This window comes from Acidithrix sp. C25, from assembly GCF_904848545.2.
On the sequence record NZ_CAJHCI020000003.1, the window covers coordinates 129,607 to 155,313 of the forward strand.

Genomic DNA, 25,707 nt, shown 5'->3' on the forward strand with positions numbered 1-25,707 from the left:
GCTCAACTCTCATGGCACGAAAGCGGGTATCGGGTCGCCTACGAAATCCGGTGCGGAAATCTAGGGCTAGTTGCCTAAACCCAGCGCAATCTCTAGAGCAGAGTTGAAGGCTTCTAAAGCCACAGGTCCGAGGCATCCACGTCTTCTTGTCAGCATGGTCTTTGGTAATGTGAAGATATTGTCGCAGTTTGTCGCTGATGTGTGAGAAAGTCCTTCTTCGCGACCAACCTCAACTTCAGCGACATGGCCTCGGTATTTCGAGGTCACCAGCACGCAAACTAGGTTGGTAAGGAGAGGAACTGCGGTATCTCTAGTTGCAATAACAACTGGGTGCCTACCCACTCCGGGTATTTCGGCATCCCAGATTTCCCCTCTGAAGATCACTTATTGCTTTCAATCGCTATCGTTGCCGAACTTATCCCCAACTTTGCGATCAGTTCCTGCTCGTCAGGGTCTATAGCCTCGTAGCGCTTCCGGTACGAATCCTTTATTGCCTCTTCAGAGTGATGGCTCAGCCATTCCCGTACAGCTCGAGATATTATCGCACCTCGGTTAGGAGCGACCCCACAAGCCACGGCATTGTCGATGGCTTGGACAACATCTTCGTCTAGGCGAGCTGTTATAGGCTGACTCATGAATACAAGTATACACATTGTACACACTGAATCCTCCAATGAATGAGAGAAATTACATATGGCGGGTGTGACGGTTGCAGTTCTCATAGATTTACGAACCGTGACGGATTAGCGTCCGTAACATTTTCGAAAAGGTTACAACTTTTAGGGCCATCTAACAGCGTAGGTTGAATCTGAGCTGGGCAATGGCACATGTGGTTAGAGCTTGATCGGTATATGCAGTGGCGGCGGCTTCAAAAGCTGGTTCGGCAATTGCTGCGCCTTGTTCAATTTCTGAGATGTAGGCCGGTCGCGCAAGTATGAGCGCCTCGGCAAATTCTTTATTGGTGTTGACTGCTTTGTGAATATCTCTTTTGAACATGTATGCAGGATTATCAGAAGTTGATGCGAAATTGCCTTTGTGAAGGTGGCATTGGGGCTGGAATAGGGGAGAAATTCAAAGACTCTAATGTGACCACACCTTTGCAGTTCTAAAACGCATAAAAATTAGAGGTGTCGTTTCATCGATAGCCCTTCAGAAAATACTGAGCATTTTCATCAAATAGGTTGCTTCAAGATGTCAACCGAAATAGCAAGAGTTTCACTTTGCTACGCTTTTGCGAGAAGCCCCTTTTAGAATGTTTTCCCCATAATATTTACCGAACCATTCCATGTGTCACTGCCAGAGAGGCTCGACTTCATTCCGTAAAAAATTCGACATATTAGGTTCACTGGCATTACAACAATTGAACGCCATGTGGGTCAACTTCCATAGACCTTGGAGACTCGCAACACGCTTATTAGTCCAACCGGAGCATGAGATACCTGTGTACTAGAAGGAAAGTCACCTATTCCACGTTGGCCCGCGGGAAATAATCTAACTTCAGTCGTTTTCTGATCAGCAATACAACCTGAAACGTTTATTGGCTTGGCGACCTCTATCGAAACTTGAAAGTTTCCAGTCTTCATATTGCCATTAGCAGCGGCCGAAAACAGCTTCTCACAGGAGCTTGAGTCATACCTAATGGAAAGCTTTCGACTAGTAGAGCCGCTCAGTTCCTGCCAATTAACTGACTCCACCACGCTAAGGGGCTCAATAGTTGGCCCTACAACCTTGCCTGCGCAGGGAAGCGGACCTTGATTCTTATAAACCACCGAATTGCTCTTTGAATTACCATTAATAATCACTGCAGTATATATCTGGTCTATTTCCGTATTTGGGCTTGCTTTCTGAGAGGAAACGCTCTGAGCTGGACAGCCAGTTGTACCTCCCCAGGCAATACCTATCCAAGCGGGCGTACCAGCAATTGCAGGTAACCCATGAGGCAGTGTCATAGAGCGGATCGTCGCTAACCCATATCCCAAGATGGCAATCTGATGGCTACCCTGGACAGCCGAAGCTGCTTTAAATATTGACTCTGACTCGCTCCAGGATATATTCGACTTTGCGTTTGCATTACCTTTTTGAATGGGTGATATTGAAAGGTTTCCCAAGGCAACCTTTTGGACATATAAAGTATTTGAAACCGCACTTCTGCTGGGTAATCCTGCTTTACTGGAGGCAGCCGTATTTCCACAGTCAGAAACCATAACACCTGGAACTAATAGCAGCAGAAAATAAAGTTTCAATGGCCATATTTTTCTATTCACTGGCACCGCAACAGGCCCTTTTCATCTCATCGCAGAATAGCCCCATTTCCCCCACTCTCTAAGCACTCGTTACAATCCCATTGAATCCCCGGTGAGACTGCAAAGTTCGGTCTGCAATTGGTTCAAATGTCATAGGATAAGTCCCCAAGCCCCCCACTGTTGGAAGTTCGATATATCGGATATTGGGAATTACCTAGAGCCCAGCCGTTCTTGCCCGGCGCAAATGCCATCGATAATATGCCCTGGTTTGCCAAAGTGGACGGCAGGGTGTAGCGAACAAATGAATGTCCACCATTAGAAGTGTGATAGAGATAATTACCGGCCCATACGTAACCGTCTTGAGTGCTCAGGAAATCAATCCCACCAATGGTTTGCCAATTTGTGACAAATTCATTCCAAGATTTTCCTCCGTTGGTTGAGTTATAGAGGTTCCACTCCATTTGGTAGACGTTCTTTGTCGGATTATTGGTAGCAGGAACCTTGGTTCCTCCCAATACCCACAGATCGTTTTTAGAAATTGGATCGACAACCAGTGGTCTAAAAGGAGTACTCACTTTATTCCAGCTAGTGCCCGCATTAGTTGTCCGGTCAATTGCCGCTGAACCGGCCGGACCATTATTGTTGGCAACGACAAAGCCCAAACTGGAATTGACAAACTTCCCTTGAAGCAAAGACCATCCCTTGGGAAGTGGAATCCGTCTCCAGTTCGTGCCACTGGTACTCTGATAGAGGCCACTAGTTCCAAGTGCCAAAAGCTTTTTTCTAAGGGGGTCAATTTCCGTAATTCCGGTAGGAGCATTGCCAAGTCTCTGCACTGAGCTGGTGTTACCTATTGTTGAAATCCCCTGACTAGGCGATAGCGCGTACAATCCGGTTGCACCTTCGAAGATGCTTTGCGCGCTATAGGGAGGATAGACAAGTGTCATCCGTCCTGAAGAATTGGTCTGCCAGAAATTGGAACATACTTATCAAATTTCGTAAGTTTCGCCTTCACCGAGACCAGATTGGAGCTAATCCTTAGTAGAACAGATGTTCTACTAAGGTGGCATGGTGGATATCTCAGGCTTTATGGTACGCTTCGCTTCAGAGGAAGCATGTGAAGATCATTTGATCAAATTGCTATTGCTATGAGGGATTTAGATGCCCAAAGTGTGACTCTGACCAGTTTACCTTAATCAGGCCAAACCATCGAAGAAATGCAGCATCTCGAGCTCCACTTTTTCAATGTAAATCTTGTCACCGTCAAACTAGCGTTACCTCCGGAACCATCTTCCATCGAAGCCATATCTCTTTATCCAAGTGGTTCTCCGCTATCTATCTATTGTCCAACGACAAGCGTGGTCTTTCGGCTACTACCATTGCTAAATTCGTTCAAGTATCTTATTCGACTGGCTGGTTGATGCTAAATAAGCTACGAAAAGCAATGGCTGACCGAAATGGTTTATATAAACTTGGAGGAAACGTCCAGGTAGATGAGTTCTTTTTAGGTGGTGAGAGCCATGGCGAAGGCAGAAGAGGAAAGGGAACAAAACAAACCAATGTCCTAATTGGAGTGTCGATTAGCAATGGTGCTCCTACTCATTGCTTCATGGAAGTAATCAAAGATACCACTGCTAAATCACCCAAAGATGTTTTTGTGAGACGTTTAGATTCCGATACCAAGCTGATAAGTGATGGTAACCCAAGTTACGGGGTATGTGCTGAAAGACCTTGGACTAGCGCATTCGATCACTCTATCCAAAGACGAACAAGCACATGTAACATTCAAATGGCTCAACATCCTGATAGGGAACTGCAAGAAATTTATCGACGGAACATACCACGGACGTGAGGAACATAAGCAACTTATGCCTCGAGGAATTCGCATACCGATTCAACCGAAGGCACTTTGAAATGTCCTTGGTAGAGCGACTTCTCAATACATGTGTGTTTGCGTCTCCACATCCGCTACTCCGCGAATCTGATTCCAAAATGGCTCTTGCTTACGAAACTTGATAAGTATGAATTGGAATTTGCTGTTACAAACGAAAAGTCTGTTCGGCTCCAGGCGGAAAAGCCCACCACATTGCGTAGAGAGTGAGCACTCATTGGAGTTTTGCTCATAAGGTTCCAAGTCAGCCCACCATTGTCGGTGGCATACATGCCGGAGCGTGCAAGTGCCATAAAGCCCAGTTGGGGTGAGATGAATTGAAGCTGCGTCACATAGCCAGTGGCAGGCATCACTCCGCTAGTAACTAGGGTCTGACTACTAGAGAATTTAGATTGAGCCGCCAGGCTCCAGCTTGATCCCCCATCTGTCGTTTTGTACAGATACTTATTCTCTGAGCCTGCTGAGGGTTGGATTCCAACCAGTAGCCATCCATCACTAGGTGAACTAAAACTAAACGATCCGTATGTAGCTGCGGAATAGAGCGGGGATGGAATGAGTGACCAACTTATGCCACCATTTACGGTCTTGTAGATTCCAGCTGAGTATGGCTGGGAGCTAGAACTGGGAGTGCGAAGCATGGCGAATCCGGTAGTTGGAGATAGAAACTTTATTGTTGAAATCGAACCGGCAAATATCTGATTCCAGGAGTTGCCACCATTTGTGGTTGAGTAAATATAGTTATTCGCTCCTCCATTGACCGGACGTGAAACGAGATAGCCGATTTTATTAGTGACGAAATCGATTGAAGAAACTGTACCTGGTACAGATGAAAGGTCTTTCCAGCTGGTACCTCCATTTTTGCTCAGCAAAATAGATGAGGTGGGACCCGAACCATTCTGCTGTGACACGTAAACAATCGATTTAGAGAGATAGAAAGCATCATTTACCTGCTGTGGAACGTTCTTCCCAGCCACGATCGACGAAGACTTGTTGGCCGATATTTGAAGGGTGCTTTCATGCTTTATGACGGCAGTGGTAGAGGTAGATGGATTCGGGGACGCTGCCGAAGTGCTACCGCATGCTGCGATTATCAGTCCAAAGCTGAGCAATAGTGCAGTCCCTGGCTCTCTTCGCATCAATACCTTCCTTGCTAAGTCGTTTTGTATGTTTTAGCTAAATTAGTCTTACCCGTGGATTTGATATTCCGGCGACGGTTCTAACTGTATGGGGTCCCGTCTCACTTCAGAAAGAGCTCACCTATTATCTCAGATTAACCTTCAATTGGACGAAGCAGGGTCTATGGATCAGTTGTTTAGATGGAGCGTTGGAGGCTTTTCTTCTTTTTCTTGATCGGTTTGGTTGCTTGTTTGCTGACTCCGGAGATCAAGTCTTTCAGAACCTCCACTTCGGCCTCTAATGCTCGGATGCCTTCTGGGCTTATTTCCACCATGGTCTGCGGTTTGCGCCCGGAATAGCCCTTCTCTACAATTACCAGACCGGCATTCTCAAGCACCTGGATATGTCTGCTGAGATTCCCATCTGTCAGTCCTGTTGACTGATGAAGGAGGCGAAAGTCTGCCCTTGATAGTTCATAAAGAACCGCAAGGATGGCGAGGCGACTTCGCTGATGTACTGCATCGGATAAGTTGATTACTGATTTTGGAGTTGTTGAGTCTGACATTGGTCATTCACCTTTAGGTTGATCGAGGCAATTTGGCTGGCGGTATTTGGTTTCTTCTGGCTCACCTAGACAACTAGCTGCAACAAGCGGCGGTCTTCTTCGCTTGTAAAGAAGTGCCGCTCCAGCAACGAGAACTAGTCCGGCAGCCATATCACTGATCGAGTCTGGAGGTATCCAGATATTGAGTCGGCTAAAGAACTCACTAGAGCATCTAGAGAGTGCGATTCCGACGAAGAAACTTAGTCCTGCAAATAGAGCAAGCATCTGACTGCGGGCTGCAAATCCAGCAATGCAGATAATCACCGCCACAGCTAAAAGGTGGGAAAGCTGACTTGGAAGACCCAATTGATCTGAAGCCAAAAGCACAAATACGCCGATAAGACCGGGAAGTAAGTAAGTGAGCGTAAAAGTCCGCAGACGACCACTGGAGTGCTGGCAAAGAATCGGAATAGTCAGGTGGCGTGATGGAAGCGATGTTAGGAAACCCCAACCAAACAGACGGAGCCAGAAGCCCCGTCCGTAAGGGCGGGGAGGTTCACCTGCTCCGGCCGAATAGAAAGGTCAATACCCAAACGGTTTGCTTGACTAATTTTGTCAAGTGCTCTAGTTCCCAATGTATCAGTGTCAGGGAATGATAAATCAACGGCTAAGGAAATCCCCGCACCCAGGATGAAGACATCCGGTGCCTCCTCGTCCCACGCACCTGTCGAGGTTGCGAATCCAGGTGACATCAACCGACTTCCTTACTACTAAACCTGGATCCACCGAAAATTTAGCCGATCGACTTTGATTTAGACATAGAAAAGGTGCTCTGAACATGTTGAATGATGTTTGAAGACACTTCAAATCTATCAGTTCAAGGAGCACCTTTTAGATGCGAGCATCTGCTAGTGCTTTAGAGTGTTTGATAGTCACCTTTGACGATTCGAACGCAGTTTCCAACAGTGGATTAATACTCCCTATCACCCTTGCTGAGAGACTTGGCCTTAGGGATCTCTTTGATTTACACATTGACCTAGAGGATCGTCCTGGACGAGCAAATGTTGGCAGAAAAGCTATGGCTATCGTCGCATCTATCTTGGCCGGTGGTGATTGCATTGATGACACTGCAATCCTTGAAAGCCCAAATGCACAAGTGATTCTTGGTCAGATAATGCCAGCACCATCTAGGTTTGGTGTCTTCTTGCGTAGTTTTGAGACCAGTGACATCGCAGATGTTGAACGAGTTGCAGCTTTGTTGCTAAAACGAGCCTGGCTAGCTGGAGCAGGTCCAGGTGATGAGCCGCTCACCATTGATGTTGATTCCACGATATGTCAGGTATATGGAAACAAAAAAGAAGGAGCTTACTTTGGTTATACCAACCTAAGGGGGTATCACCCACACCTAGCAGCAGTTGGTAAAACAGGTGACATTCTTGGAATAGTGACTCGTGAAGGCAATGCCAATACCGCTCGTGGTGCCGGGGAGTTTGTAACCCAGGTAATCAACAATGCCAGAGCCGCTGGAGCAACTGGTGAAATAACCATGCGTTTTGACTCTGGGTTCTACTCAAGAGCCGTAAGAGACACAGCCAGCCAAGGCAATGTTCGCTTTTGCATTACAACACGGATGTCAAAACGATTGAAGCAGGTTACTGCAGCCATACCAGAAGAAACATGGACTTCAATTCCTTATTGGCTTGAAGGTGGAGCTGATGTAGCCGAAGTTGAATACAGGGAAATACAGGGAAATATCGCGCATTTGCAAGAGATAGACAAGACGTTCGTCTTATCGTAGGAAGAACAAAGCCTACTCCAGGGTCTCAGCTGGCACTATTTAGTGACTATGACTATCACGCATTTATTACCGATCGACAAGGCGAAACGCTTTTCCTTGAGGCTGATCACCGAGCACATGCCCAGATCGAACTAGTCATCAAGGATCTCAAAGGAGGTTCTAGATGGAATCATGTTCCATCTAGATACATGAACGCTAATGCCGTTTGGTTGGCTCTGGTCTGGTTAGCTCTGGTCTGGTTAGTTATTTGTGTAACTACATAACCTGGCACGGTGCAACTGCACACAACCTGGCACGGTGCAACTGCACACAACCTGGCACGGTTCACTGCACGAATAGGTGCTATTACACAAACTGTTATCACCACACCAAAGCTTCGACGGTGTTACTTTCAGATCGCAGGACATATCACTCGTTCAGCTAGAAAAGTAATACTGCATCTTGAAGAACACTGGCACTATAAGGATAAGTTCTTAGAGGCTCTTGATCGGATCAGAAAGTTTGAGATCGCCATCACCTGAACATCTGGTTACCTAACACACTGAATATTACTTGAAGGAACTGCGCTAGAAGACAAGGGATTAGGTCGCTATACCCAAAATGAGATTTCACAATCTCAAAAATGACCAAACAGGCTCAACCACAAAGGGAATAGGTCATATTTGGCACTCTGAAACCAGATTTAAGCCATAGACCCTCCGTCAAACCTAAATCAGATCCTAAAAACCGACTTGGATTCACACCGAGGGGCTCAAGCTGGTCCATTTCTGTGGATTCAGGTTAAAGCTACGCTAGCTTGGATGCCGGGATAACTTTGGTCACAGTATAGGGGTCGAGCTTTCAGTCTTTAATTTAAGGTTGGAGACGCTTGGCGCTCAACCTTTTTATCTCGCACAAGGATCGCGCCAGCAACGCCCAAGCTAATCAGGAGACCGCCGATGATCGTTCCTTGGCTGATATGTTCACCGAGGATTACTGCTCCCAGGATGACTCCAGTCAATGGCTGGAACAGTAGCATCACGGCGCCTTTTGAAGCGTCAACGTGTTTGAAGCCCGAAACCCAAAGAAAGAAGGCAATGACCATGCCCATTATGGAGATATAGGCGACTTCGCCCCAACCTAAAAGGGTCGTTGGAAGTGGCGAGTTGGTGTTGGCGGCAGATATAAGGGCCAAAGGCAAACTGGTGATTGCTCCGACTGCCGACGCTAAGGCAACGACCGTGATTGCGTGGTAGCGATCGAGAAGGCGACGGCTCCAAATCGTATAGATCGACCAGGCAACCATGGCAATTAATAAAAGTACGATACCTTTGGTCGCTTGGCTACCTCCAGAGGGGGTTCCAAGGACGACTATCACTCCCACAAAGGCTATTGCAATGGCGATCCACCGCAATAGTGGAACGTGTTCTTTTAACACCAACACGCCCAACACTGCGATCAGGATAGGTGAGGATGCAGTGACCAGAGATCCAAGGCCCGCACCGGCATCGTGGGTTCCAGTAAATTGAAACCCGATAGAGATGGTAAATCCCACGAGGCCAACTCCAAAGAACGAAAGATAGTCTTCGCGCTGCACGTGCAACAGGCCACGCCTTTTTGCAATGGCGATTAGAACTATTGCAGCTAATAATTCCCTTAGTTCTAAAGCGACAAAGGGAGGAATTTGTCGCATTAGCGCATCGCTTGCTACGTACATCCCACCCCAAATTACAGATGCACTGGCAAGAGATACGAATCCACGTCGAGCGGGGGAATTAAACACGTCATCCATTCTAGAGCGAGGTTTTGGAACCAAATGGCGTAGTTGCTTGGGATAAAAATCCGGATTAGTCTTGGTGGGAAACCAATCAAGTCACCCAAGTCGTCTTTTGTCCTATGCGGATCAACTTTGAGTTTTGGCGGAATGTACACGACGGGATCCTTGGGATTTTGATAGTTGAGAAGAAATAAAGTGAGACCAAATTGCGAGAAATTAGCACTAGCTTCCAATAGTGGGAACTTTAAGGCTCAGGATCAGCTTTAATGTTTATTTGAGGATTTTTTAAAGGTGAGAGCGCCTTTATGAATTTTGGACGACCGGTACCTTTCACAGGATCTGCTTATAAAAGACCGTAGGATGTTTAACCATGGCAGAACAAATCAAGTTTGTTGAAGACGCGATGGGGTTTATGGACGCGTTATTTTCAGCAGCTTTACGTATGACGCGAAATGCGGCTGAAGCCGAAGATCTCGTTCAAGAAACTTACCTTAAAGCCTACAGGGGGTATGGTTCATTTCAAGAAGGCACGAATTTGAAGGCATGGCTCTATCGAATTCTGACAAATACATTTATCAACTCCTACAGAGCAAAAAAGAGACGACCAGACGAAAGTGATCTAGACGACGTAGAGGACCTATATCTATATCGTAGACTCGGAGGATTGGAGGCAGCCCAAGCAGGGCGCTCCGCCGAAGAGGAAGTGCTAGAGTCATTTACCGACGATGAGGTAAAGGCGGCGATTGAATCGCTTCCTGACCAGTTTCGTTTAGCCGTTTTATTGAGCGACGTGGAGGGTTTTTCCTACAAAGAGATAGCTGAAATTATGGATGTTCCAATTGGAACCGTAATGTCGAGGCTTCATCGTGGAAGAAAAGCGCTTCAAAAAGAGTTGTATCAGTTTGGTACGAATCGAGGATTGGTAGCAGGCCGAAGTGGGAATTAGTTTTAATAGCAACTCTATGATCGAGTGTCAAGAAGTGATATCTAGGTTGTATACATTTCTAGATGGGGAGCTCACGGAGGAGCGTCGCATTAAGATTCGTCATCACTTAGATGAGTGTTCACCGTGTCTAGAAGCCTTTGAATTTGAATCCGAGTTGAGACAGATGGTCGCCAATCGACTCCGAGATCGAGTGCCAGATAGCCTCCGGATAAGGATTTCTAATTTGATCGATTCGGAGCGAGGATCCGCCCGATAAAGGCGGAATATTTTTATTTAGTTTGAGTTAGTCCTAATATGGCAAATAGAACTGAAGCGGTGGGTGGAGCCCCGGCAAGCGGACTGTCGAGACCTTCTAAGGCATATCCAAAAGATCGGATATGCAAAGAGGTAAACTGCGACACAAAGTTATCCATATACAACAGTGGAAAGTTTTGTTACTCTCATCAGCCCCTTACAGTGCCGCGCACTAGGGGGCGTAAGATCAATTAGATAAGCCTCGTTGGCTCCTACGAGACTAGTTTAGGCAAAGCAACGGAGGTGCTAATTTGATAGCGTGGGATACGGCAGCCAAGGTTGCCAAAGGTCTAATTTCAACTTTTCCAAAAGAGGATAAGGTCGCGCTCGAGCGAATGAGCGATTCGTTATCCGATTTTGGAAGTCAAGCGCTTGATCTCGTTGAGAATGTGAGCGGGCTAACTCTTTTGGATAAGACTATTTCCGTAAGATGTACTACTCGATCCGAGTGGGTAGATTCAAATGTTTTGTCCATGGCTTCGCTAATGGATCCAATGTTGAATAAGTTTGCACCCAAGCTTCCAGGCGGTCTTTCAACCATTTCCGCCAACGCAGGTGCGGTTCAGTTTGGTCTCTTGTTTGGATGGATGTCCAAAAGGGTATTGGGACAATATGATGCGGCGCTCTTTGCCAACGTAAACCCTGACGAGAATACGACTGTGCCAATTTATATGGTTGGTTCTAACATATTGGATCTAGAGGCTAAATTTGGCTTCCCAAGAGCTCAATTTGAGCGATGGGTTCTGTTGCACGAGTTAACACACAAGGTCCAATTTGAATCTGTTAGCTGGATGAATAGTTATTATCGTTCACTGATATCTTCCTTGATTGACGGCGTCAACTTGGGTCCATCGGATCTTTTTGGGGCGATTGTACGCGTAGCAGAGGACATTAGAGTGGGTAGAAATCCCCTTGCCGAGGCGGGTTTAGCGGGAATCTTTGTCTCCGAAGAACAACGTAAGTCGCTCTCGAAGATAGGTGGCCTCATGAGCGTTCTCGAAGGACATGCCGATTTTGTAATGGCTCGTGCAGCAAGAGGGATAATTGAAGAGGCCGATCACTTCGAGGAGGTACTTCATGATCGACGTGAATCTCCGAACTTTGTTAGCAAAATCGTTTCGCAGCTCTATGGACTAGATGCCAAGGTGAAACAGTATGCGGCCGGAAGATCGTTCCTTGAAGCCATCGACGACGCAGCTGGCAGAGATGGCATCAAAACTCTGTTTATGGCGAGTGAAAATATGCCGACTTTGGATGAGATTTCTAGGCCAGATCGCTGGATGGAGCGAGTTTTGACGCCATTGGTCAAGTCCTGATTTTGATTTGATCTAGCCTTTTATCCGCCGTTTTTAGTTCGCCTTTCCTCACATCTCACACTGCTTGCATTAGCATGGTTGAGTTATGTCGATCGTATCGAGCCAAAGCCGAATTTTATCGCAAAGAGTCATTCGAATGGCAATCTCCCTTGAGGTTAAGCCCATCGATCAGATCTTGAAACGGTGTTTTTTCCCCGATCCATCGAATGGGATTTTGAATGTGGCAGTCTCGGGAGGCTCAGATTCGCTCTGTCTAGCCTCTTTGGCGGTCGCGGCGGGTCACAAGATCAAAATATGGCATTTGGATCACAAGATTAGGGACTCCTCTTTCGAAGAAGCACACTTTGTGAGCGAGTTTGCTGAGATGATTGGGGCTCAATTCCAACTGGTTGAAGTAAGCGTTAAAGGGCGATCCAATCTTGAAGCTCGTGCTCGCAACGAACGTAAAAGTGCATTTCCCCAGGGGATCGCGACGGGTCATACCATGGACGATCAAGCTGAAACGCTACTGCTAAATCTGCTCAGAGGAAGTGGGATGCGAGGCTTGAGCGCAATGGCGAGAGATCCGACTAAGCCTATATTAACGTTGAGGAAGTCCGAGACCATCGCTATTTGTTCTGCACTTCGACTAAATCCAGTTATAGATTCGTCTAATTTTTCACCTGATTTTTTACGGAACCGAATTCGAAATGAGGTCATTCCTCTATTGGCGCAAATTGCGCACCGTGACATAGTTCCGATTTTTGATAGAACCGCAACTCTTCTATTCGATGAAGATCGGTATCTAGATAGTCTTGCTCTTTGCCTTGATGTGACAAGTACAATAGCGCTTTGTGGTGCCGATTCAATTCTGAGGCGTCGAGCTCTGCGGTTGGAGATCGAACGGCGAACTGGATACCCGCCATCGTTAGCACAGATAGAGGAGCTAGAAGGTAAAGTTTTGGGACGTTTGGATTTTAGGATTCAATTGCCCCGGGGCTTGGAGATAGCGGGGCGTCGAGGAGTCATTGACTATAAGACGATTGAGTAGATTAAATCTGCGTTCAAATAGCCGAGACTCTTCTTTGCCTTGATCTTGAACTAATTAAGATTTATGGGCTCATTGCGTTGTAGCAGGTTCATAAAGCGACGAGACTCTCTAAGCAAAAGTATTCGGGATGGGGGTCCTTAGCTTTAGGCGATGAGTTTTCTCCTAAAGCGAGAGTTCCGCCAGAAAAATCAATGCGTAATTGTTGAATTCTTCTTCGAGATGTTGGGATTTGAGGATCTGAACAAGAGATCGTCCGCGGATATTGCCTAGGATCTTCTAGGATTAATCATTTATGATGAGCAGTTGGGATTTTTATGGTGTCCGGTCCTGAAGTGTGGAGTCGCAACGACCCCAATTTGGTTGGTGTTGTAGTCTCGCAGGAAGATTTGAATCGCCGCGTTCGAGAACTTGGTAAAGAGATCTCAGAGGTCTATAAAGGCAAGAATCTGCTTTTGATAGGGGTTCTCAAAGGAGCATTCCTATTTATGGCAGATCTGGCGCGCCAGATAGAAGTACCGGTGGAATTTGATTTCATGGCGGTCTCCTCTTACGGATCGGCTACGAAGACCTCGGGAATAGTTCGAATCTTAAAGGATCTAGATATCGATCTTACAGATCGCCATGTCCTGATCGTCGAAGATATTATTGATTCCGGCCTTACTTTGTCATATCTGATTCGTAATCTGAAGTTTCGTAATCCGGCCTCTTTGTCAGTCTGCGCTTTGTTGGTAAAAGAGGGTGTTGACGCGACCGAATTGGATCTTGGCTTTGTTGGATTTACAATTCCAAATGAATTTGTCGTTGGGTATGGTTTAGACGTCGCGGAGAAATATAGGAATTTGCCATATATTGCAACGCATAAGACCGATTGATTGTGGATCTATTTACTAAAAGCTCCAGGGTTGCTCTATGAGACGGTTAGGGGTTACCAGTGGATGTTAAACGTGTCGTTCAGGCGGCAGATGCATTTCTGGACGCCCTAGGGGTTCCCCTCGACGATGAGGCGCGTACTGCTACTGCCAGACGGGTAGGCGAGCTCTGGTGTGATTTGCTTTCAGGAGAGAGCGATGACCCATCACGATACCTAAACGGCGGATTTGGCGGTGAGTTCCATGAAATGATCGCAGTCAATGACATTACCTTTCATTCAGTGTGCGAACATCATTTGCTGCCATTTTACGGCAAAGTCAGCTTATGTTATCTTCCGGGAGAGGCAGGGTTGATCGCGGGTGCATCAAACCTGACCCGAGTCGTCGAAGTAGTTTCAAAACGCCTCCAAATTCAAGAGAGACTTTCAAGTCAGATTGCCCAGGCTATTGAAGATGGAATAGGTGCAGCCGGAGTTTTGGTAGTGGTGCGAGGTACTCATTTTTGCATGACAATGCGTGAGACTAAAGACACAGGTTCTTGCCTTGTGACTGTGGCATCCAGGGGAGTGTTAACCAGTAATAGCGATCTACGCCGTGAAGCTAGATCTCTTATCATGGATGATTTCCGATCTGACTCAGATGATCTTTAGCTTTTCACTTGGATTGGAATTGTGATTTTGCAAGGAAGTAACTCTGGCTCCTTTGTCGAGTTGTTTATGGAATTGGAAGAAGAGATCCGATGGTTGGTCAGAGCCATGGCTAAAGGTCAATTGAGGGGTGATTAAAGATGAAGTTAGTTATGGGCGTTGTAAATGTCACGCCCGACTCTTTTTCCGATGGTGGAGAGACCTTCGATACACAAAAGGCGATTTCTCGCGGGCTTTCTTTGGCTCAAGCCGGTGCAGATATCTTGGATATTGGCGGGGAATCTAGCCGTCCAGGGGCGCTTTCGATAGATGCTCGCGAAGAGATGAGACGGATAATTCCAGTCGTTGAGGCACTTAGCCCCATTGTGCGAGTCTCAGTTGATACCACCAAGGAGGAAGTGGCAAGGCGTGCCGTTTTGGCAGGTGCAACTTTGATCAACGACATTTCTTCAGGGCTAGCGCACGTGGCCGCAGATTTGGGGGTGGGATGGGTGGCCATGCACATGCAAGCTTCACCGGAGATAATGCAGCGCGATCCTCGCTATAGTGACGTCGTCTTCGAAGTTAGGAACTTTCTAATTGAACGCGGCGAATATGGGAGACGTCTAGGAATCTCCGAAGTGTGGATTGATCCAGGGATTGGCTTTGGCAAGACAATTGAGCATAATCTAGCCTTGCTGAGGGAGATTGACTTTCTTGCTGATTGTGACTTTCCGGTTCTGGTAGGCACCTCGCGTAAGACATTTATAGGAAAAGTAGCGGCGCGATATGAAGGTGAGATCCCCCCGCCAAAGGATCGTTTGGAGGGGTCGCTGGCCACCGCGGCATGGTGTTATCGCCACGGTGTATCAGCCATGAGGGTGCATGATGTCAAAGAGACCATCGATCTTTGTCGTCTTGCCGGCTACCGTTAATTGTTTATGACGAAAGGTACTAACAGCTCCTCTTTTGCCATTGAATTAGGAGTCGTTGAGGTCAGGGACTTAGTTGTAAGGGGAATTCACGGGTTGCTACCCTCGGAGCGCCTGACACCCCAGGACTTTTCCATCAGTCTCAAGATGAGGCTGAGCATCCAAGATGCGGCTCTTTATGACGATATCAGTGGCACCATAGACTATTCGCTAGCAGCGACGATAGTAGAAGAGATCGTCCAAGGGATGAGCTTTGATCTGGTCGAAAGGTTGGGTTACGTAATTGCCCTGACTTTGATGGAACGCTTCGATACTATCTTGTCGATTTGGGTCTTGGTCAAGAAACTGCGCCCACCTATGCCTTCTGATTTGGCCTATGTGGGTGTTGAGGTGACCCTGAACAGAAATGGAGAATCCGATTGACTTACTTTCTGTCCATGGGCTCCAATTTAGGAGATCGCAGGAAGTTTTTACGGTTGGGTTTGGATCAAATTCCCTTCCTCGTTGCCGTCTCTTCTTTGTATAGAAGCTCACCGATGCAAATGCGCGATGAGGCGGCGGAGTTTTACAATATCGCCGTTGAGATCGAGTGCGACATGGAACCTCATCTCTTGCTTGAGATGTTGCATCGAATCGAAGAAAGCGCAGGAAGAGTTCGACCCTATCCTAATGCTCCGCGATCTTTGGATATCGACATTATCTATTGGAGTGGCGGTGAGCTAAACGATAGTGATCTTGTGATTCCACACCCTAGAGCTCATGAGCGACTCTTTGTATTGGCGCCACTCTATGAGTTGTCGCCCGAGATTGCACTTAGGCTGGACCTCAAGGGGCGTTTTGACTTGTCGGCTACGATGGCAATTACCGACGATGAGCCGGCGATGGCAGATTCCTATGTGATTAGGTCTTCGGATTCGAGCTGGTATAGCTAGAGTCCTGGCGAACAATGATCCTTGTGTGCTATTTGGTTAAATCCAATTGATTTAGGTAGGCGATAAAGGTTGCAGGTAATAGACAATTGCGAAGAGCTCTTTGATTTTGCTCAGGAGAGCCGAGCCCAAGGCTTGAAGATCGGCTTTGTGCCGACAATGGGGGCGTTGCATCGAGGCCATCTTTCCTTGGTCTTGGCCGCTAAGCAAAAGTGCGACTTGGTTGTTGTCTCGGTCTTTGTGAATCCACTGCAGTTCAATAACCCTTTGGACTTTGAGCGCTATCCAAGAGATCTGGCACGCGACTTAAGTTTGCTTGAGAATTCTGGGGTTGCGCTGGTCTTTTCCCCAAGCGAAGATGAGATGCACCCAAAGCCAATGCAGATAGGTTTTAGAGTAGAGGGCATCTCTGAGGGCCTCGAAGGTAAGTTTCGGCCGGGTCACTTCGATGGCGTAGCCAATGTGGTTGGAAAGCTTTTCAATTGTATTGGTCCCGCAACGGCGTTCTTTGGCGAAAAAGATTACCAGCAGGTCAAGGTGATCAATCGGCTGGTGTGCGAGTTTCATTTTCCAATTGAGATTTTTGTGGTGCCAACCCTACGTGAAGTGGATGGTTTGGCTATGTCTTCGCGAAACCTTCTCTTGACGCCTCGAGCTAGGAATGCTGCAGCTGGAATATATGCTGCTTTTTCATTTGGCCGTGGCTTGGCGATTCAAAACGAACCTTCAGATGAGGTACTTGAATCGATGACTAATATTTTGATCGATCGCGCTGGGGGCGAAGGCGCCCAATGCAAGGTCGATTATGTTGCACATGTGCGAGGTGAGAGTCTCGAAGAGATATCGCTATTTGAAGATGGATCTCGCTTTTTTATAGCGGCGAGTTACGACGGAGTTCGTCTTATCGATAACATTGGGGTATTCGATAAGTAAGTTTTGGAGGCTAGGCGTCAGTGCTTCTCGTGATAGATGTTGGTAACTCCAACACCGTAATTGGAGTTTATGAGTCTCAAAGCCTCGTAATGGGTGAGGTAAAGGTTGGGCGGAGTGCTGATTTCGGCTTGACTCATCATTTCCGTGTCGCTACAGTCGCAGAGAAGACCGCGGATGAATACGCGCTCTTATTGGTGCAACTCCTAGGGATGAAAGGGCTCGATCGATTGAGCTCGATCAGTGGAGTTGTCATCTCCTCTACGGTTCCCTCGGTCACTCAGACCATGAGGGAGATGACGGATAATTGGTTCGGTGTCGTACCCTTGATAATTGGACCTGGAGTTAGGTCAGGCATGCCGATCTTGTACGATAACGCTAAAGAGGTTGGAGCTGACCGAATAGCAGATGCTGTGGCCGGAATGGATCTCTATGGTTCGCCACTTATAGTCGTTGACTTTGGGACAGCCACGACCTTTGATGCGGTCTCTGCCAAAGGAGAATATTTAGGGGGAGCAATCTGTCCGGGGGTTGAGATCTCCATGAATGCGCTGGTATCGAGGGCTGCGGCACTTAGAAAGGTCGAGTTGGTCGCTCCAAGGGGTGTCATTGGCAAATCCACCGTTGAATCGATCCAGTCCGGTGCTCTCTATGGCTTTGCTGCTCAAACCGATGGAATGGCCCGGCGCTTTAAAGCGGAGTTGGGTCAAGAGGCTAAAGTGATTGCAACCGGCGGTCTTGCAGTGGTGGTAGCGCCATATTGCGAAGAGGTGGATGCGGTGGAGCCATGGCTTACATTGCACGGACTGCGACTTTTATACGAGAAGAATTTCACACCGGTGCGTTGACGATTTTGCTCATTTGGCTCGTACGCGTTTTAGACTGGCAATTAAAGCTAGATGACAGTTAATTTTCGTATTCCAAAGGGGCTCCTGTGGCGCAGAATATCTCTGATATTGAGATTCCATATACTTTCGACCCCGACATGACGACAAAGCAAATTCGTGACACCTTCGGAGATATCGCCGATGGCGAGGTTACGACGCAACGCCACAGCCTAGCAGGGCGTGTAATGCTTCTTCGTAGACAAGGTAAGGTTGCATTTGCTGAACTGAGAGATCAGCATGGAGCAATCCAACTCTTTGCGCGATCGAATGATCTTGAGCGATTTGATGCTTTTGGCGATTTGAATTTGGGAGACTGGATCGGCGCTCGGGGTTTTGTAGGTAAGACCAAAAAGGGAGAACTTTCACTCTTTATAGATAGCTTTGTTTTGCTTGCAAGAGCGCAACGGAGCTTTGGCGATAAATGGCACGGAATTTCAGATGTAGATACTCGATATCGCCAGCGCTATGTGGATCTTTGGGCTAACCCAGAGACCCGAGTCGCACTGACTCGACGATTTCGCATGGTGTCGAAGATGAGACGTTACCTCGAGGACCTGAATTTTATAGAGGTAGAGACTCCTCTATTGCATCCAATTGCCGGAGGCGCTTTAGCTAAGCCATTCATAACTCACCACAACTCTCTAGACATGGAGTTATACCTTAGGATTGCTCCTGAGCTCTACCTAAAGCGATTGATCGTTGGTGGCTTCGATAAAGTTTTTGAAATTGGAAGGGTCTTTCGGAACGAGGGAATTTCTCCTCGTCATAACCCTGAATTTACCATGCTAGAACTTTACGAGGCATACGCGGACTATCAAGATATGATGACCTTGACTGAAAACTTGGTTGCCTATTTGGTATTTGATGCTTTTGGTACGACAAAGATTTCATATCAAGACAGAGAGATCGATTTTACAACGCCTTGGCGTAGAGCTACCTTAGAAGACCTAACGAGTGAATCTCTCGGGTATGAGATTTCGCTCGAGACCCCTATTGAAAAGCTCAAAGAGATCGCCGATGGACTTGGAATTGTGGGCGATAGCAAATGGGGTTCCGGGAAATATCTACTGGAGATATACGAGCGAACGACAGAGTCAAGCCTTTGGGATCCTGTTTTTGTTATGGACTTCCCCAGGGAGGTGTCACCACTTTCTAGGGACCACAGGTCCAAGGCGGATCGGGTCGAGCGCTTCGAAGCCATAGTAGCTGGGCGAGAGCTAGCAAACGCATTTTCTGAATTAAATGACCCGATCGAACAGAGAAGGCGTTTTGCCCATCAGGTTGAACTTGCTCAAGGCGGAGACGATGAGGCAATGAATATGGATGAAGACTATATTCGCGCCCTCGAATATGGCCTCCCTCCAACTGGAGGACTTGGAATTGGCATCGATCGTTTGGCGATGCTGCTGTGTGATGCCTCTCAGATTCGCGAAGTGATAGCTTTTCCGGCTCTGCGCAAGGAAACGCTATAGATCTACAAAAGACAAGCTCGGTCGTTTGGGATGACCTGATTGCGATCGAGTAGAGGTGATTTTGCCCTATCAAATCGATAGGGCAAAATTTATCCGGCGATGATCTCTAGCTGTGGTCTATTTTTGATCCTATATAGTCGGTCATTTATGTCGATGTAACCAGCCCGCACGAAGGCCGCAAGTGTCTTGTTGACTCGTTCTCTTGAAGCTCCGATTAGCCCCGCGAGTTCTTCTTGGGTGAGTGGAATTATGAACTCGTCTAAATTGGCTGCCAGCTCCAGGAGTCGTTTTGCGGTTCTACCGGTGACATCTAGGAACATTGCATCTGTGAGGGCGTCATCGGTTTGGCGTAGGCGATTCGCCAATAGCTCAAGGAGTGACCAGAGTAAGACGGGTCGATGCTCAATTGCGCTTCGTATCGGCGTGTAGGAGATGGCAGCCACCTCTGAGCGCTCAATTGCCCTTGCGGTAGCAGATCGTCCTTGTCCATCGAATAGGCCCAGTTCGCCAAAGAGATCTCCAGTTTCCATGATCGCCACCATGGACTCCTTGCGATCTAAAAATGCCTTCAAGATTGCGATTCTTCCAGAAGTTACTATGTAAAGCGAGTCGGCGAGATCATTTTCATGGAAGATTTCGTCCCCACGTTTGAGTTTGATACGTCGGTGGCTCGCTAGGACGAGTGCCATCGTTTGATTGTCTAGCGATCTAAAGAGCGATGTATTGGCTAGAAGCTCCACAATGTCCACAAAGACACGTTAGCGACTTTTTTCCGATTAAGGTGGCAAAAAAGAGTATATGATTGGATATCCTTGACGAATAGATGAAGTATTTGGGATCAAGGTGGAAATTTAGCTCTAAAATTAAGGGGTAAATCTATCTAGCTTCGGGAGAAATATGAAATTCGAGGTTGGCGACAAAGTTGTCTACCCCCACCACGGAGCTGCCATAATTCTAAAGCGCGAGGAGATGGACTTTCTTGGAGAAACCAAGGAGTACCTCGTACTAAAGTTAGCTTTTGGGGATCTGACATTGAAGGTCCCGGTTGATAAGGCCGAAGAAGTGGGAATCCGCGAGGTAATCAACGACGAAGAAGTTGAAGAGGTTTTTGCCGTTTTGAAGAAGAAAGACGCGCGTATGCCAACTAACTGGTCGCGTCGTTATAAGAACCACGTTGAAAAACTTAAATCCGGTGATATCTATCAAGTCGCCGAAGTCGTTAGGAACCTGACGATTCGTGATAACGATAAAGGTCTCAGTGCAGGGGAGAAGAGGATGCTCTCGAAGGCCCGCCAGATCTTAGTCTCTGAATTGACGTTCGCTCTAGGCGTTGCCGAGGCCGAAGCCGAGTCTAAGCTCGACGCAGCATTGGCCTAGAAGAGGCTGGCAAATGGCTCAAACTTCCACAAGGGGTGAAGTCTGGACCGTGGTTGTGGCAGGAGGATCTTCCTTACGGTTTGGTTCTCCAAAGATGCTTGAGCTGATTGAGGGAAAATCGGTTCTGGAGATCTCGATGGAACAGGCACGAAATAACTCGCATCGGGTGGTCTTGGTTGTGCCTGGGAACTTATTGGCTACCTTTGACTCTATGGCCGACATCGTCGTTAGCGGCGGTCCAAGCCGCAGTGCTTCGGTGAGTAATGGAGTCATGGCTGTTCCACAAAGCGCTAGGAGCATTCTTATTCATGATGGGGCTCGACCCCTAGCTAGTTCGCTTCTTTATCGTAGGGTAATAGCAAAGATTGACGATGGAGCTTTAGCGGTTGTTCCCGTTGTTCCAATCACGGACTCTCTCAAGTCAATTGACGACTTCGGGCACGTAAAATCTATTTCGCGCAGTGGTTTTTTTGGGGCACAAACACCACAAGGTTTTGATTTTAATAGTGCACGAGCAATTGCCCAGGCGACTTTGGATCAGACAGATGATATTTCAACGGCACAGGCACTTGGCTTGGAGGTCTCCTACGTAGAGGGTGAGACGACAAATATTAAGATCACGGTGCCTTCTGATTTGGTAGTGGCCAGAGCTCTCTATGACTACCTCCGACTAAAAGAATCAGGCGCCCAACCCGGAAGCTGAGAGGCGGTAATGGTGGATTTCTCAAAGTTGCGCATTGGTTCTGGGTATGATTTGCACCCGATTTCAGATGATCCAACACGCAAGTTTTACCTTGGAGGAGTGGAGATCTCCTCGGGCAGTGGGCCAATGGGCCACTCCGATGCAGACGTCGTCTGCCATGCAATAGCAGATGCCATTTTGGGGTTGGTCGGCCTTGGAGGTATCGGTGATCATTTTCTAGCTAGTGATCCACAGTGGAAGGATGCCAAGAGTACCTTGATGTTGGCGAGATGTCTTGATATGGTGACAGATCGTGGTGCGTATGTAATCAATGTGGATGTAACGGTTATCCTTCAAACACCTCGGATCTCGCCTTATAGAAGTATGATCGAGGGAGCATTGAGCGAGTTGTTGAAGGTCCCTGTATCTCTAAAGGCTAAGAGCCCTGAACACGTGGGTTCGCTCGGACGAAATGAGGCAGTGGTAGCCCAAGCTGTCGCTCTGGGGTATCTCAACCCCTAAATTCCACGAGGTCGAGACAATGCTATCTAGGACATTAGGATCTATCTAAATATTTTTTAATAAGCGAAACCTCTGGTTGGCGTCGCTTATTACTTTTTGGTTGTGTTGTAGCGCATGGCCATTAAGGACCATTTTCAAACATGGGCCCTATGGCTCCACTCAATCGTTAGGAAACTTAGAGTCAATGGCACAACGTAATAGACCTCCAGTAAACAGAGATCGTCGGGGCCGAGATCAACAATCTTTCGTTCAAAAACGACGCTCCTTGGGAGGTGAACAAGTCGAGGGACGTCAGGCCGTTCGAGAGTTGTTGATCGCCAAGCGGCGAACTGTCGAATACATCTGGATCGAAGAGACTGTAGAGCGAAAGGGTATAGTCACCGAGATTGTAGAGTTGGCGCTAAATCGTAGAATTCCGCTACTCACAGTCTCAAGACGCAAGTTCGAATCTGAGGTTAGATCTGAAGGTAGCCAAGGAATATTAGCAAAGGCGGCAGCACTTCGTGACGTTGATCTTGAGGATCTAGTCAATGGAGTGGAATCGCCGTTTTTGGTAGTTGTAGATGGAATTACAGACCCACACAACCTTGGCGCAGTTCTACGTTCTGCCGAGTTAGCAGGTGTAACCGGTATTGTTTTGCCACAACATCGTACTACGCATATAACCCCCACTGTAGCCAAAGCAGCAGCTGGAGCTGTTGAATACTTGAACTTTTCTTTGGTCTCTGGAGTCCCTAGTGCCCTTCGTAGCCTTGAAGAGCTGGGTGTTTTTAGAGCAGGACTTGATGTAAGAGGAAAATCCAGCGTATTTTCGATAAGTCCTATGGTGGTGGATAGACTAGCGCTAGTCTTGGGTTCAGAGGACAAAGGATTGTCGCGTTTGACATCTGAACGGTGCGACGAGTTGGTTCGAATTCCCCAGGCGGGTCGATTGGATTCTCTGAATGTGTCAGCGGCGGCCGCGATTTCACTTTTTGAGGTGGCCAGATTGAGGTCAGCCGCCACCCCCGGATAATCTGTTGATTGCCAAGGTATCGATTTGGGCGAGGGCGTGTCTTTTGCAGCCCTAGCCTTTGGTCGTCTGTTTTGATTTATTAATATCAATTCAAGCACTCTTTAATTCTCCACCAATGTAGAGATATTTTGGAACACGCGAACCCTTGAAGTCTTTTGGTGGGTCATTGTCGATACCTCCGAGGCGAAGAGGGGGGGATGTTGCTTTCTCGGCGTGGTTGATAGTCCCTTAGTCAACCTTAGATATCCCAAGCAGCTATGTGAAATTGAAAGTTCAGTCGTCGCTGTCCATCACTGAGCCTATAAGGTGGCCTTAGCGTGATGGCCTTGACTCTGAACTTTAGCGATCTAGTCTAAGGCCTATTTCTCATGCCATTGTTAAGCGGTTATGGCGGAGCCGTCAAGTCACTTGGTCATAGTTATTTTGGTCATAGTTATTTTGGTCAGAATTGTTTGGGTTGCGAGCCGAGGGTGGCATCTGCCCTGTTTAGTTGTCGGCCTCATTGGTTGAATGAGCCGGTGGTCGGACTCGAACCGACGACCTGACGATTACAAATCGCCTGCGCTACCAACTGCGCCACACCGGCATTGAGAAAAATATTCTAGCGTTAGGTGACCACTTTGGCTCCGTAGACATCAAAGTAAATTCTTTCCCTAAGGCCAACTCTTGGGTGATAGCGCCTTGGTGGCGTTGCGACTTTTGCTTTTATCGACCCAGCGTTATTCTTATCGTTTTCGGTTTGGCTTTAATATCTCTGGTTTGGCTGTCTAGTGTCTTTCAAATTACAGTATTGTTATTATTGAATATTCATTTTTAAATATGCTTATAAAGTTCGGTAAATCTGACTGTTTTTAATTTGACGGTGAAACAGGGGGAAGTAAATGGTTGATGGTAGGTTCCCCAACGACGAGATCTTCAAGAATCCGTTGGATCCCGGAAAAAGGCCGAAGCATCTTAGTCCTAACCCTTCTCGTTCCCGTTTGGGTAAGGTGGGAGTCTCCTCCGGATCAGCCGTTACAGGGGTAGCTATCTTGGCCTTTATAGCCCTTTTAGCCTTTGGCATACCCAATATTAACGCTTCGTCAAGTCGAACAACAACAACCAGCACCGTGCTGTCGGCCGCTCCACCTCTCCAACCTTCGCCTACGATTGTTTCCGCCTCCCCGTCGTCTTCGTCATCTAAATCGAGCGTTCAAAGTGGTACTTCATCGGTTTCCTCCGTAGCTGGAGGTGCCAAAGATTCTGCGCCTACGACCTTGCCACAGCATGCAACCACTTCTTCTCCAAGAGTTGCATCCTCCCCGACAACTACTGGAATTTTGGGCTCAACTCGAGGGGCATCATCGAGATCTACCTCTCCGACTACCTCTCCGACTACTTCTCTTGCGGCTGGGGTTAATCCGGCGAACGCCTTGATAACGGTAAGGGTTGCCAACGCAACATCGGTTGCGGGAGCAGCTGGTACGATAACTTCCAAGTTGGCGGCGCTTGGCTTTAATGTTTTAGCTCCCACAAATGCAGGAGCGTCAAATCTGAGCACAACTACGGTCTATTATTATTCGGGTTTTGTTGTAGCGGGTCAGGCTGTTGCTAGGATTTTGGGTCTTCCAGTCTCTGATGCCGTTCCATATTCGACCCAAGCTCCAATCGGCGCTGCAAGTCCTTCAGATATAAACGTTGTGTTAGGCTCAGACATTGCTGGATGACCTAGATGCGGTGCTTTTGGAATTTGCCAATGCATCAAGAACTGTGGGTGAGTCGGTAGGCTTTATCTTCGATTTCGATGGCACCTTGGCGCCTATTGTTGAATCGCCATCTAAGGCTCGAATGCACCCTCTCTTCGTCCCATTGCTGAGAAGGATAATTTCTTCGTATGATCTAGCAATTGTCTCGGGTAGGCCGATAGATTTTCTCCTCGAGCAGTTCAAATTTTTAGCTTCGCAAACGAGAAATTTTCGGGTTCGTCTCTTTGGCCACTATGGCTTTGAAAGTTCTGATTTAGAGGGTCTCTCGATTGAGCGTCGAGTGATCCCTGCTGGAGAATTGGAGAAACTAGAGGAATTTAGGAATCGATGGAAGCGCATGAGCTTCCCCGAAGTTGCCTTTGAGGATAAGGGAGTCTCTTTTGGTCTTCACTATCGAGGCGCCCCACAGATACGCCAGCCTTTGGGCGCATGGATCTCTCAAGAGCTCGCACAACTGCAAGGATTGATAATTCGTCCCGGCAAGATGGTCTTTGAAGTTGCTCCAGCATCAATGCCATCCAAAGAAGTCGTCGTAAATGAGTTGCTTAGCTTTACTCCGAGGGTTGTATTTAGTGGTGATGACTATGGAGATCTGGGAGTCTTTAGATTGCTACGCCTCGATAACTACTCGAAGCGATGCTTGTCTATCCTTGTGGCGAATGCAAGTGAGACCCCAGACGAATTGGCCGAGACGTGCGATTTAAAGACACAGTCGCCTGCTGAATTGGCTTTGGTTATCGATCGATTACTGGGGCTTTTGGACCAAAGCTAACTAGTCAAAAGCCCC

The 25,707-nt window shown here is 47.5% G+C and carries 32 protein-coding genes and 1 tRNA gene; 21 read left to right on the top strand and 12 right to left on the bottom strand.

Annotated features, from left to right (window positions below; translation table 11 throughout):
* Window positions 1-66: 66 nt before the first annotated feature.
* The 5 genes from ACIDITHRIX25_RS99695 to ACIDITHRIX25_RS99715 all read right to left on the bottom strand — a co-directional run bounded on the left by ACIDITHRIX25_RS99695 (window position 67) and on the right by ACIDITHRIX25_RS99715 (window position 3,190).
* Window positions 67-384, bottom strand: coding sequence for a type II toxin-antitoxin system PemK/MazF family toxin (locus ACIDITHRIX25_RS99695; protein ID WP_201731865.1), 318 nt, complete (start codon window positions 382-384; stop codon window positions 67-69).
* Window positions 381-653: a ribbon-helix-helix domain-containing protein gene (locus ACIDITHRIX25_RS99700; protein WP_152626222.1), complete on the bottom strand. Its 273-nt coding sequence runs from the start codon at window positions 651-653 to the stop codon at window positions 381-383. The genes ACIDITHRIX25_RS99695 and ACIDITHRIX25_RS99700 overlap by 4 nt, the downstream gene beginning before the upstream one ends.
* A 136-nt stretch (window positions 654-789) precedes the next feature.
* On the bottom strand, window positions 790-996 hold the full coding sequence (locus ACIDITHRIX25_RS99705) for a hypothetical protein (protein WP_052607245.1): 207 nt from the start codon (window positions 994-996) through the stop codon (window positions 790-792).
* A 380-nt stretch (window positions 997-1,376) separates the two neighbouring features.
* Window positions 1,377-2,243 (bottom strand): hypothetical protein, encoded by an 867-nt coding sequence (locus tag ACIDITHRIX25_RS99710; protein WP_152626221.1) that lies wholly within the window; start codon window positions 2,241-2,243, stop codon window positions 1,377-1,379.
* Between the two features lie 143 nt (window positions 2,244-2,386).
* Window positions 2,387-3,190 carry a WD40/YVTN/BNR-like repeat-containing protein gene (locus ACIDITHRIX25_RS99715; protein WP_201731866.1) on the bottom strand — a complete coding sequence of 268 codons (804 nt, stop codon included), beginning with the start codon at window positions 3,188-3,190 and terminating at the stop codon, window positions 2,387-2,389.
* A gap of 395 nt (window positions 3,191-3,585) precedes the next feature.
* Between ACIDITHRIX25_RS99715 and ACIDITHRIX25_RS99720 the strand changes: the two genes are divergently transcribed.
* Entirely contained in the window at window positions 3,586-4,095 is a 510-nt protein-coding gene (locus ACIDITHRIX25_RS99720; RefSeq protein ID WP_502756224.1) for an IS1595 family transposase, read from the top strand.
* 116 nt (window positions 4,096-4,211) lie between these two features.
* On the opposite strand, the gene ACIDITHRIX25_RS99725 is transcribed toward ACIDITHRIX25_RS99720, so the two are convergent.
* From ACIDITHRIX25_RS99725 to ACIDITHRIX25_RS99740, 4 genes are all read right to left on the bottom strand, one after another.
* Window positions 4,212-5,270, bottom strand: a complete 1,059-nt coding sequence (locus tag ACIDITHRIX25_RS99725; protein WP_201731867.1) for a WD40/YVTN/BNR-like repeat-containing protein — start codon at window positions 5,268-5,270, stop codon at window positions 4,212-4,214.
* A 176-nt stretch (window positions 5,271-5,446) separates the two neighbouring features.
* Complete coding sequence (locus tag ACIDITHRIX25_RS99730; RefSeq protein ID WP_082058896.1) at window positions 5,447-5,815, bottom strand: winged helix-turn-helix domain-containing protein; 369 nt, start codon at window positions 5,813-5,815, stop codon at window positions 5,447-5,449.
* 3 nt (window positions 5,816-5,818) lie between these two features.
* On the bottom strand, window positions 5,819-6,181 hold the full coding sequence (locus tag ACIDITHRIX25_RS99735; protein WP_052607242.1) for a hypothetical protein: 363 nt from the start codon (window positions 6,179-6,181) through the stop codon (window positions 5,819-5,821).
* A gap of 110 nt (window positions 6,182-6,291) precedes the next feature.
* On the bottom strand, window positions 6,292-6,546 hold the full coding sequence (locus ACIDITHRIX25_RS99740) for a hypothetical protein (protein ID WP_052607241.1): 255 nt from the start codon (window positions 6,544-6,546) through the stop codon (window positions 6,292-6,294).
* 143 nt (window positions 6,547-6,689) lie between these two features.
* On the opposite strand from ACIDITHRIX25_RS99740, the gene ACIDITHRIX25_RS99745 reads away from it, so the two are divergent.
* Window positions 6,690-7,592 carry a transposase gene (locus ACIDITHRIX25_RS99745; protein WP_201731868.1) on the top strand — a complete coding sequence of 301 codons (903 nt, stop codon included), beginning with the start codon at window positions 6,690-6,692 and terminating at the stop codon, window positions 7,590-7,592.
* A gap of 272 nt (window positions 7,593-7,864) precedes the next feature.
* Window positions 7,865-8,113, top strand: coding sequence for a hypothetical protein (locus tag ACIDITHRIX25_RS99750; protein ID WP_201731869.1), 249 nt, complete (start codon window positions 7,865-7,867; stop codon window positions 8,111-8,113).
* A gap of 326 nt (window positions 8,114-8,439) precedes the next feature.
* On the opposite strand, the gene ACIDITHRIX25_RS99755 is transcribed toward ACIDITHRIX25_RS99750, so the two are convergent.
* The gene (locus ACIDITHRIX25_RS99755; RefSeq protein ID WP_160291739.1) at window positions 8,440-9,354 is read right to left on the bottom strand and encodes a DMT family transporter; all 915 of its coding nucleotides are present in this window, start codon (window positions 9,352-9,354) and stop codon (window positions 8,440-8,442) included.
* Window positions 9,355-9,718: 364 nt separating this feature from the next.
* On the opposite strand from ACIDITHRIX25_RS99755, the gene ACIDITHRIX25_RS99760 reads away from it, so the two are divergent.
* The 12 genes from ACIDITHRIX25_RS99760 to lysS all read left to right on the top strand — a co-directional run bounded on the left by ACIDITHRIX25_RS99760 (window position 9,719) and on the right by lysS (window position 19,579).
* Entirely contained in the window at window positions 9,719-10,294 is a 576-nt protein-coding gene (locus tag ACIDITHRIX25_RS99760) for a sigma-70 family RNA polymerase sigma factor (protein WP_052604828.1), read from the top strand.
* 16 nt (window positions 10,295-10,310) lie between these two features.
* Window positions 10,311-10,550 carry a mycothiol system anti-sigma-R factor gene (gene rsrA, locus ACIDITHRIX25_RS99765; protein ID WP_152625880.1) on the top strand — a complete coding sequence of 80 codons (240 nt, stop codon included), beginning with the start codon at window positions 10,311-10,313 and terminating at the stop codon, window positions 10,548-10,550.
* Window positions 10,551-10,839: 289 nt separating this feature from the next.
* Complete coding sequence (locus ACIDITHRIX25_RS99770; RefSeq protein ID WP_201731870.1) at window positions 10,840-11,904, top strand: Rv3626c family coenzyme F420 biosynthesis-associated protein; 1,065 nt, start codon at window positions 10,840-10,842, stop codon at window positions 11,902-11,904.
* A gap of 136 nt (window positions 11,905-12,040) precedes the next feature.
* A complete protein-coding gene (gene tilS, locus ACIDITHRIX25_RS99775; protein WP_052604835.1) occupies window positions 12,041-12,934 on the top strand; it encodes a tRNA lysidine(34) synthetase TilS in 894 nt (297 codons plus the stop codon).
* A 314-nt stretch (window positions 12,935-13,248) separates the two neighbouring features.
* Window positions 13,249-13,806, top strand: a complete 558-nt coding sequence (gene hpt, locus ACIDITHRIX25_RS99780; protein WP_052604837.1) for a hypoxanthine phosphoribosyltransferase — start codon at window positions 13,249-13,251, stop codon at window positions 13,804-13,806.
* 59 nt (window positions 13,807-13,865) lie between these two features.
* Complete coding sequence (folE, locus tag ACIDITHRIX25_RS99785; RefSeq protein WP_052604839.1) at window positions 13,866-14,453, top strand: GTP cyclohydrolase I; 588 nt, start codon at window positions 13,866-13,868, stop codon at window positions 14,451-14,453.
* Between the two features lie 137 nt (window positions 14,454-14,590).
* A complete protein-coding gene (gene folP, locus ACIDITHRIX25_RS99790; protein WP_052604842.1) occupies window positions 14,591-15,364 on the top strand; it encodes a dihydropteroate synthase in 774 nt (257 codons plus the stop codon).
* Between the two features lie 6 nt (window positions 15,365-15,370).
* A complete protein-coding gene (folB, locus tag ACIDITHRIX25_RS99795) occupies window positions 15,371-15,784 on the top strand; it encodes a dihydroneopterin aldolase (RefSeq protein WP_201731871.1) in 414 nt (137 codons plus the stop codon).
* Window positions 15,781-16,293: a 2-amino-4-hydroxy-6-hydroxymethyldihydropteridine diphosphokinase gene (gene folK, locus ACIDITHRIX25_RS99800; protein WP_052604847.1), complete on the top strand. Its 513-nt coding sequence runs from the start codon at window positions 15,781-15,783 to the stop codon at window positions 16,291-16,293. The genes folB and folK overlap by 4 nt, the downstream gene beginning before the upstream one ends.
* A gap of 69 nt (window positions 16,294-16,362) precedes the next feature.
* Window positions 16,363-17,223: a pantoate--beta-alanine ligase gene (panC, locus tag ACIDITHRIX25_RS99805; protein WP_201731872.1), complete on the top strand. Its 861-nt coding sequence runs from the start codon at window positions 16,363-16,365 to the stop codon at window positions 17,221-17,223.
* A 20-nt stretch (window positions 17,224-17,243) separates the two neighbouring features.
* Window positions 17,244-18,068 (top strand): type III pantothenate kinase, encoded by an 825-nt coding sequence (locus ACIDITHRIX25_RS99810; RefSeq protein ID WP_052604849.1) that lies wholly within the window; start codon window positions 17,244-17,246, stop codon window positions 18,066-18,068.
* A gap of 86 nt (window positions 18,069-18,154) precedes the next feature.
* Window positions 18,155-19,579 carry a lysine--tRNA ligase gene (lysS, locus tag ACIDITHRIX25_RS99815; RefSeq protein ID WP_052604850.1) on the top strand — a complete coding sequence of 475 codons (1,425 nt, stop codon included), beginning with the start codon at window positions 18,155-18,157 and terminating at the stop codon, window positions 19,577-19,579.
* Window positions 19,580-19,668: 89 nt separating this feature from the next.
* Here lysS and ACIDITHRIX25_RS99820 read toward each other — a convergent pair whose 3' ends face one another.
* Complete coding sequence (locus tag ACIDITHRIX25_RS99820) at window positions 19,669-20,328, bottom strand: Crp/Fnr family transcriptional regulator (RefSeq protein WP_235347629.1); 660 nt, start codon at window positions 20,326-20,328, stop codon at window positions 19,669-19,671.
* 148 nt (window positions 20,329-20,476) lie between these two features.
* Between ACIDITHRIX25_RS99820 and ACIDITHRIX25_RS99825 the strand changes: the two genes are divergently transcribed.
* The 4 genes from ACIDITHRIX25_RS99825 to rlmB all read left to right on the top strand — a co-directional run bounded on the left by ACIDITHRIX25_RS99825 (window position 20,477) and on the right by rlmB (window position 23,175).
* Window positions 20,477-20,956, top strand: coding sequence for a CarD family transcriptional regulator (locus tag ACIDITHRIX25_RS99825; protein ID WP_052604851.1), 480 nt, complete (start codon window positions 20,477-20,479; stop codon window positions 20,954-20,956).
* A 13-nt stretch (window positions 20,957-20,969) separates the two neighbouring features.
* Window positions 20,970-21,659 carry an IspD/TarI family cytidylyltransferase gene (locus ACIDITHRIX25_RS99830; RefSeq protein ID WP_201731873.1) on the top strand — a complete coding sequence of 230 codons (690 nt, stop codon included), beginning with the start codon at window positions 20,970-20,972 and terminating at the stop codon, window positions 21,657-21,659.
* Window positions 21,660-21,668: 9 nt separating this feature from the next.
* A complete protein-coding gene (gene ispF / locus ACIDITHRIX25_RS99835) occupies window positions 21,669-22,160 on the top strand; it encodes a 2-C-methyl-D-erythritol 2,4-cyclodiphosphate synthase (RefSeq protein ID WP_052604853.1) in 492 nt (163 codons plus the stop codon).
* A gap of 184 nt (window positions 22,161-22,344) precedes the next feature.
* The gene (rlmB, locus tag ACIDITHRIX25_RS99840) at window positions 22,345-23,175 is read left to right on the top strand and encodes a 23S rRNA (guanosine(2251)-2'-O)-methyltransferase RlmB (RefSeq protein ID WP_052604854.1); all 831 of its coding nucleotides are present in this window, start codon (window positions 22,345-22,347) and stop codon (window positions 23,173-23,175) included.
* Window positions 23,176-23,688: 513 nt separating this feature from the next.
* Here the strand turns inward: rlmB and ACIDITHRIX25_RS99845 are convergent.
* Window positions 23,689-23,761: transfer RNA gene (locus ACIDITHRIX25_RS99845), tRNA-Thr, on the bottom strand.
* A gap of 295 nt (window positions 23,762-24,056) precedes the next feature.
* On the opposite strand from ACIDITHRIX25_RS99845, the gene ACIDITHRIX25_RS99850 reads away from it, so the two are divergent.
* Window positions 24,057-24,881 (top strand): LytR C-terminal domain-containing protein, encoded by an 825-nt coding sequence (locus ACIDITHRIX25_RS99850; protein WP_201731874.1) that lies wholly within the window; start codon window positions 24,057-24,059, stop codon window positions 24,879-24,881.
* A complete protein-coding gene (gene otsB, locus ACIDITHRIX25_RS99855) occupies window positions 24,871-25,692 on the top strand; it encodes a trehalose-phosphatase (RefSeq protein ID WP_201731875.1) in 822 nt (273 codons plus the stop codon). Before ACIDITHRIX25_RS99850 ends, otsB begins: the two co-directional genes overlap by 11 nt.
* The last annotated feature ends 15 nt before the right edge of the window (window positions 25,693-25,707 follow it).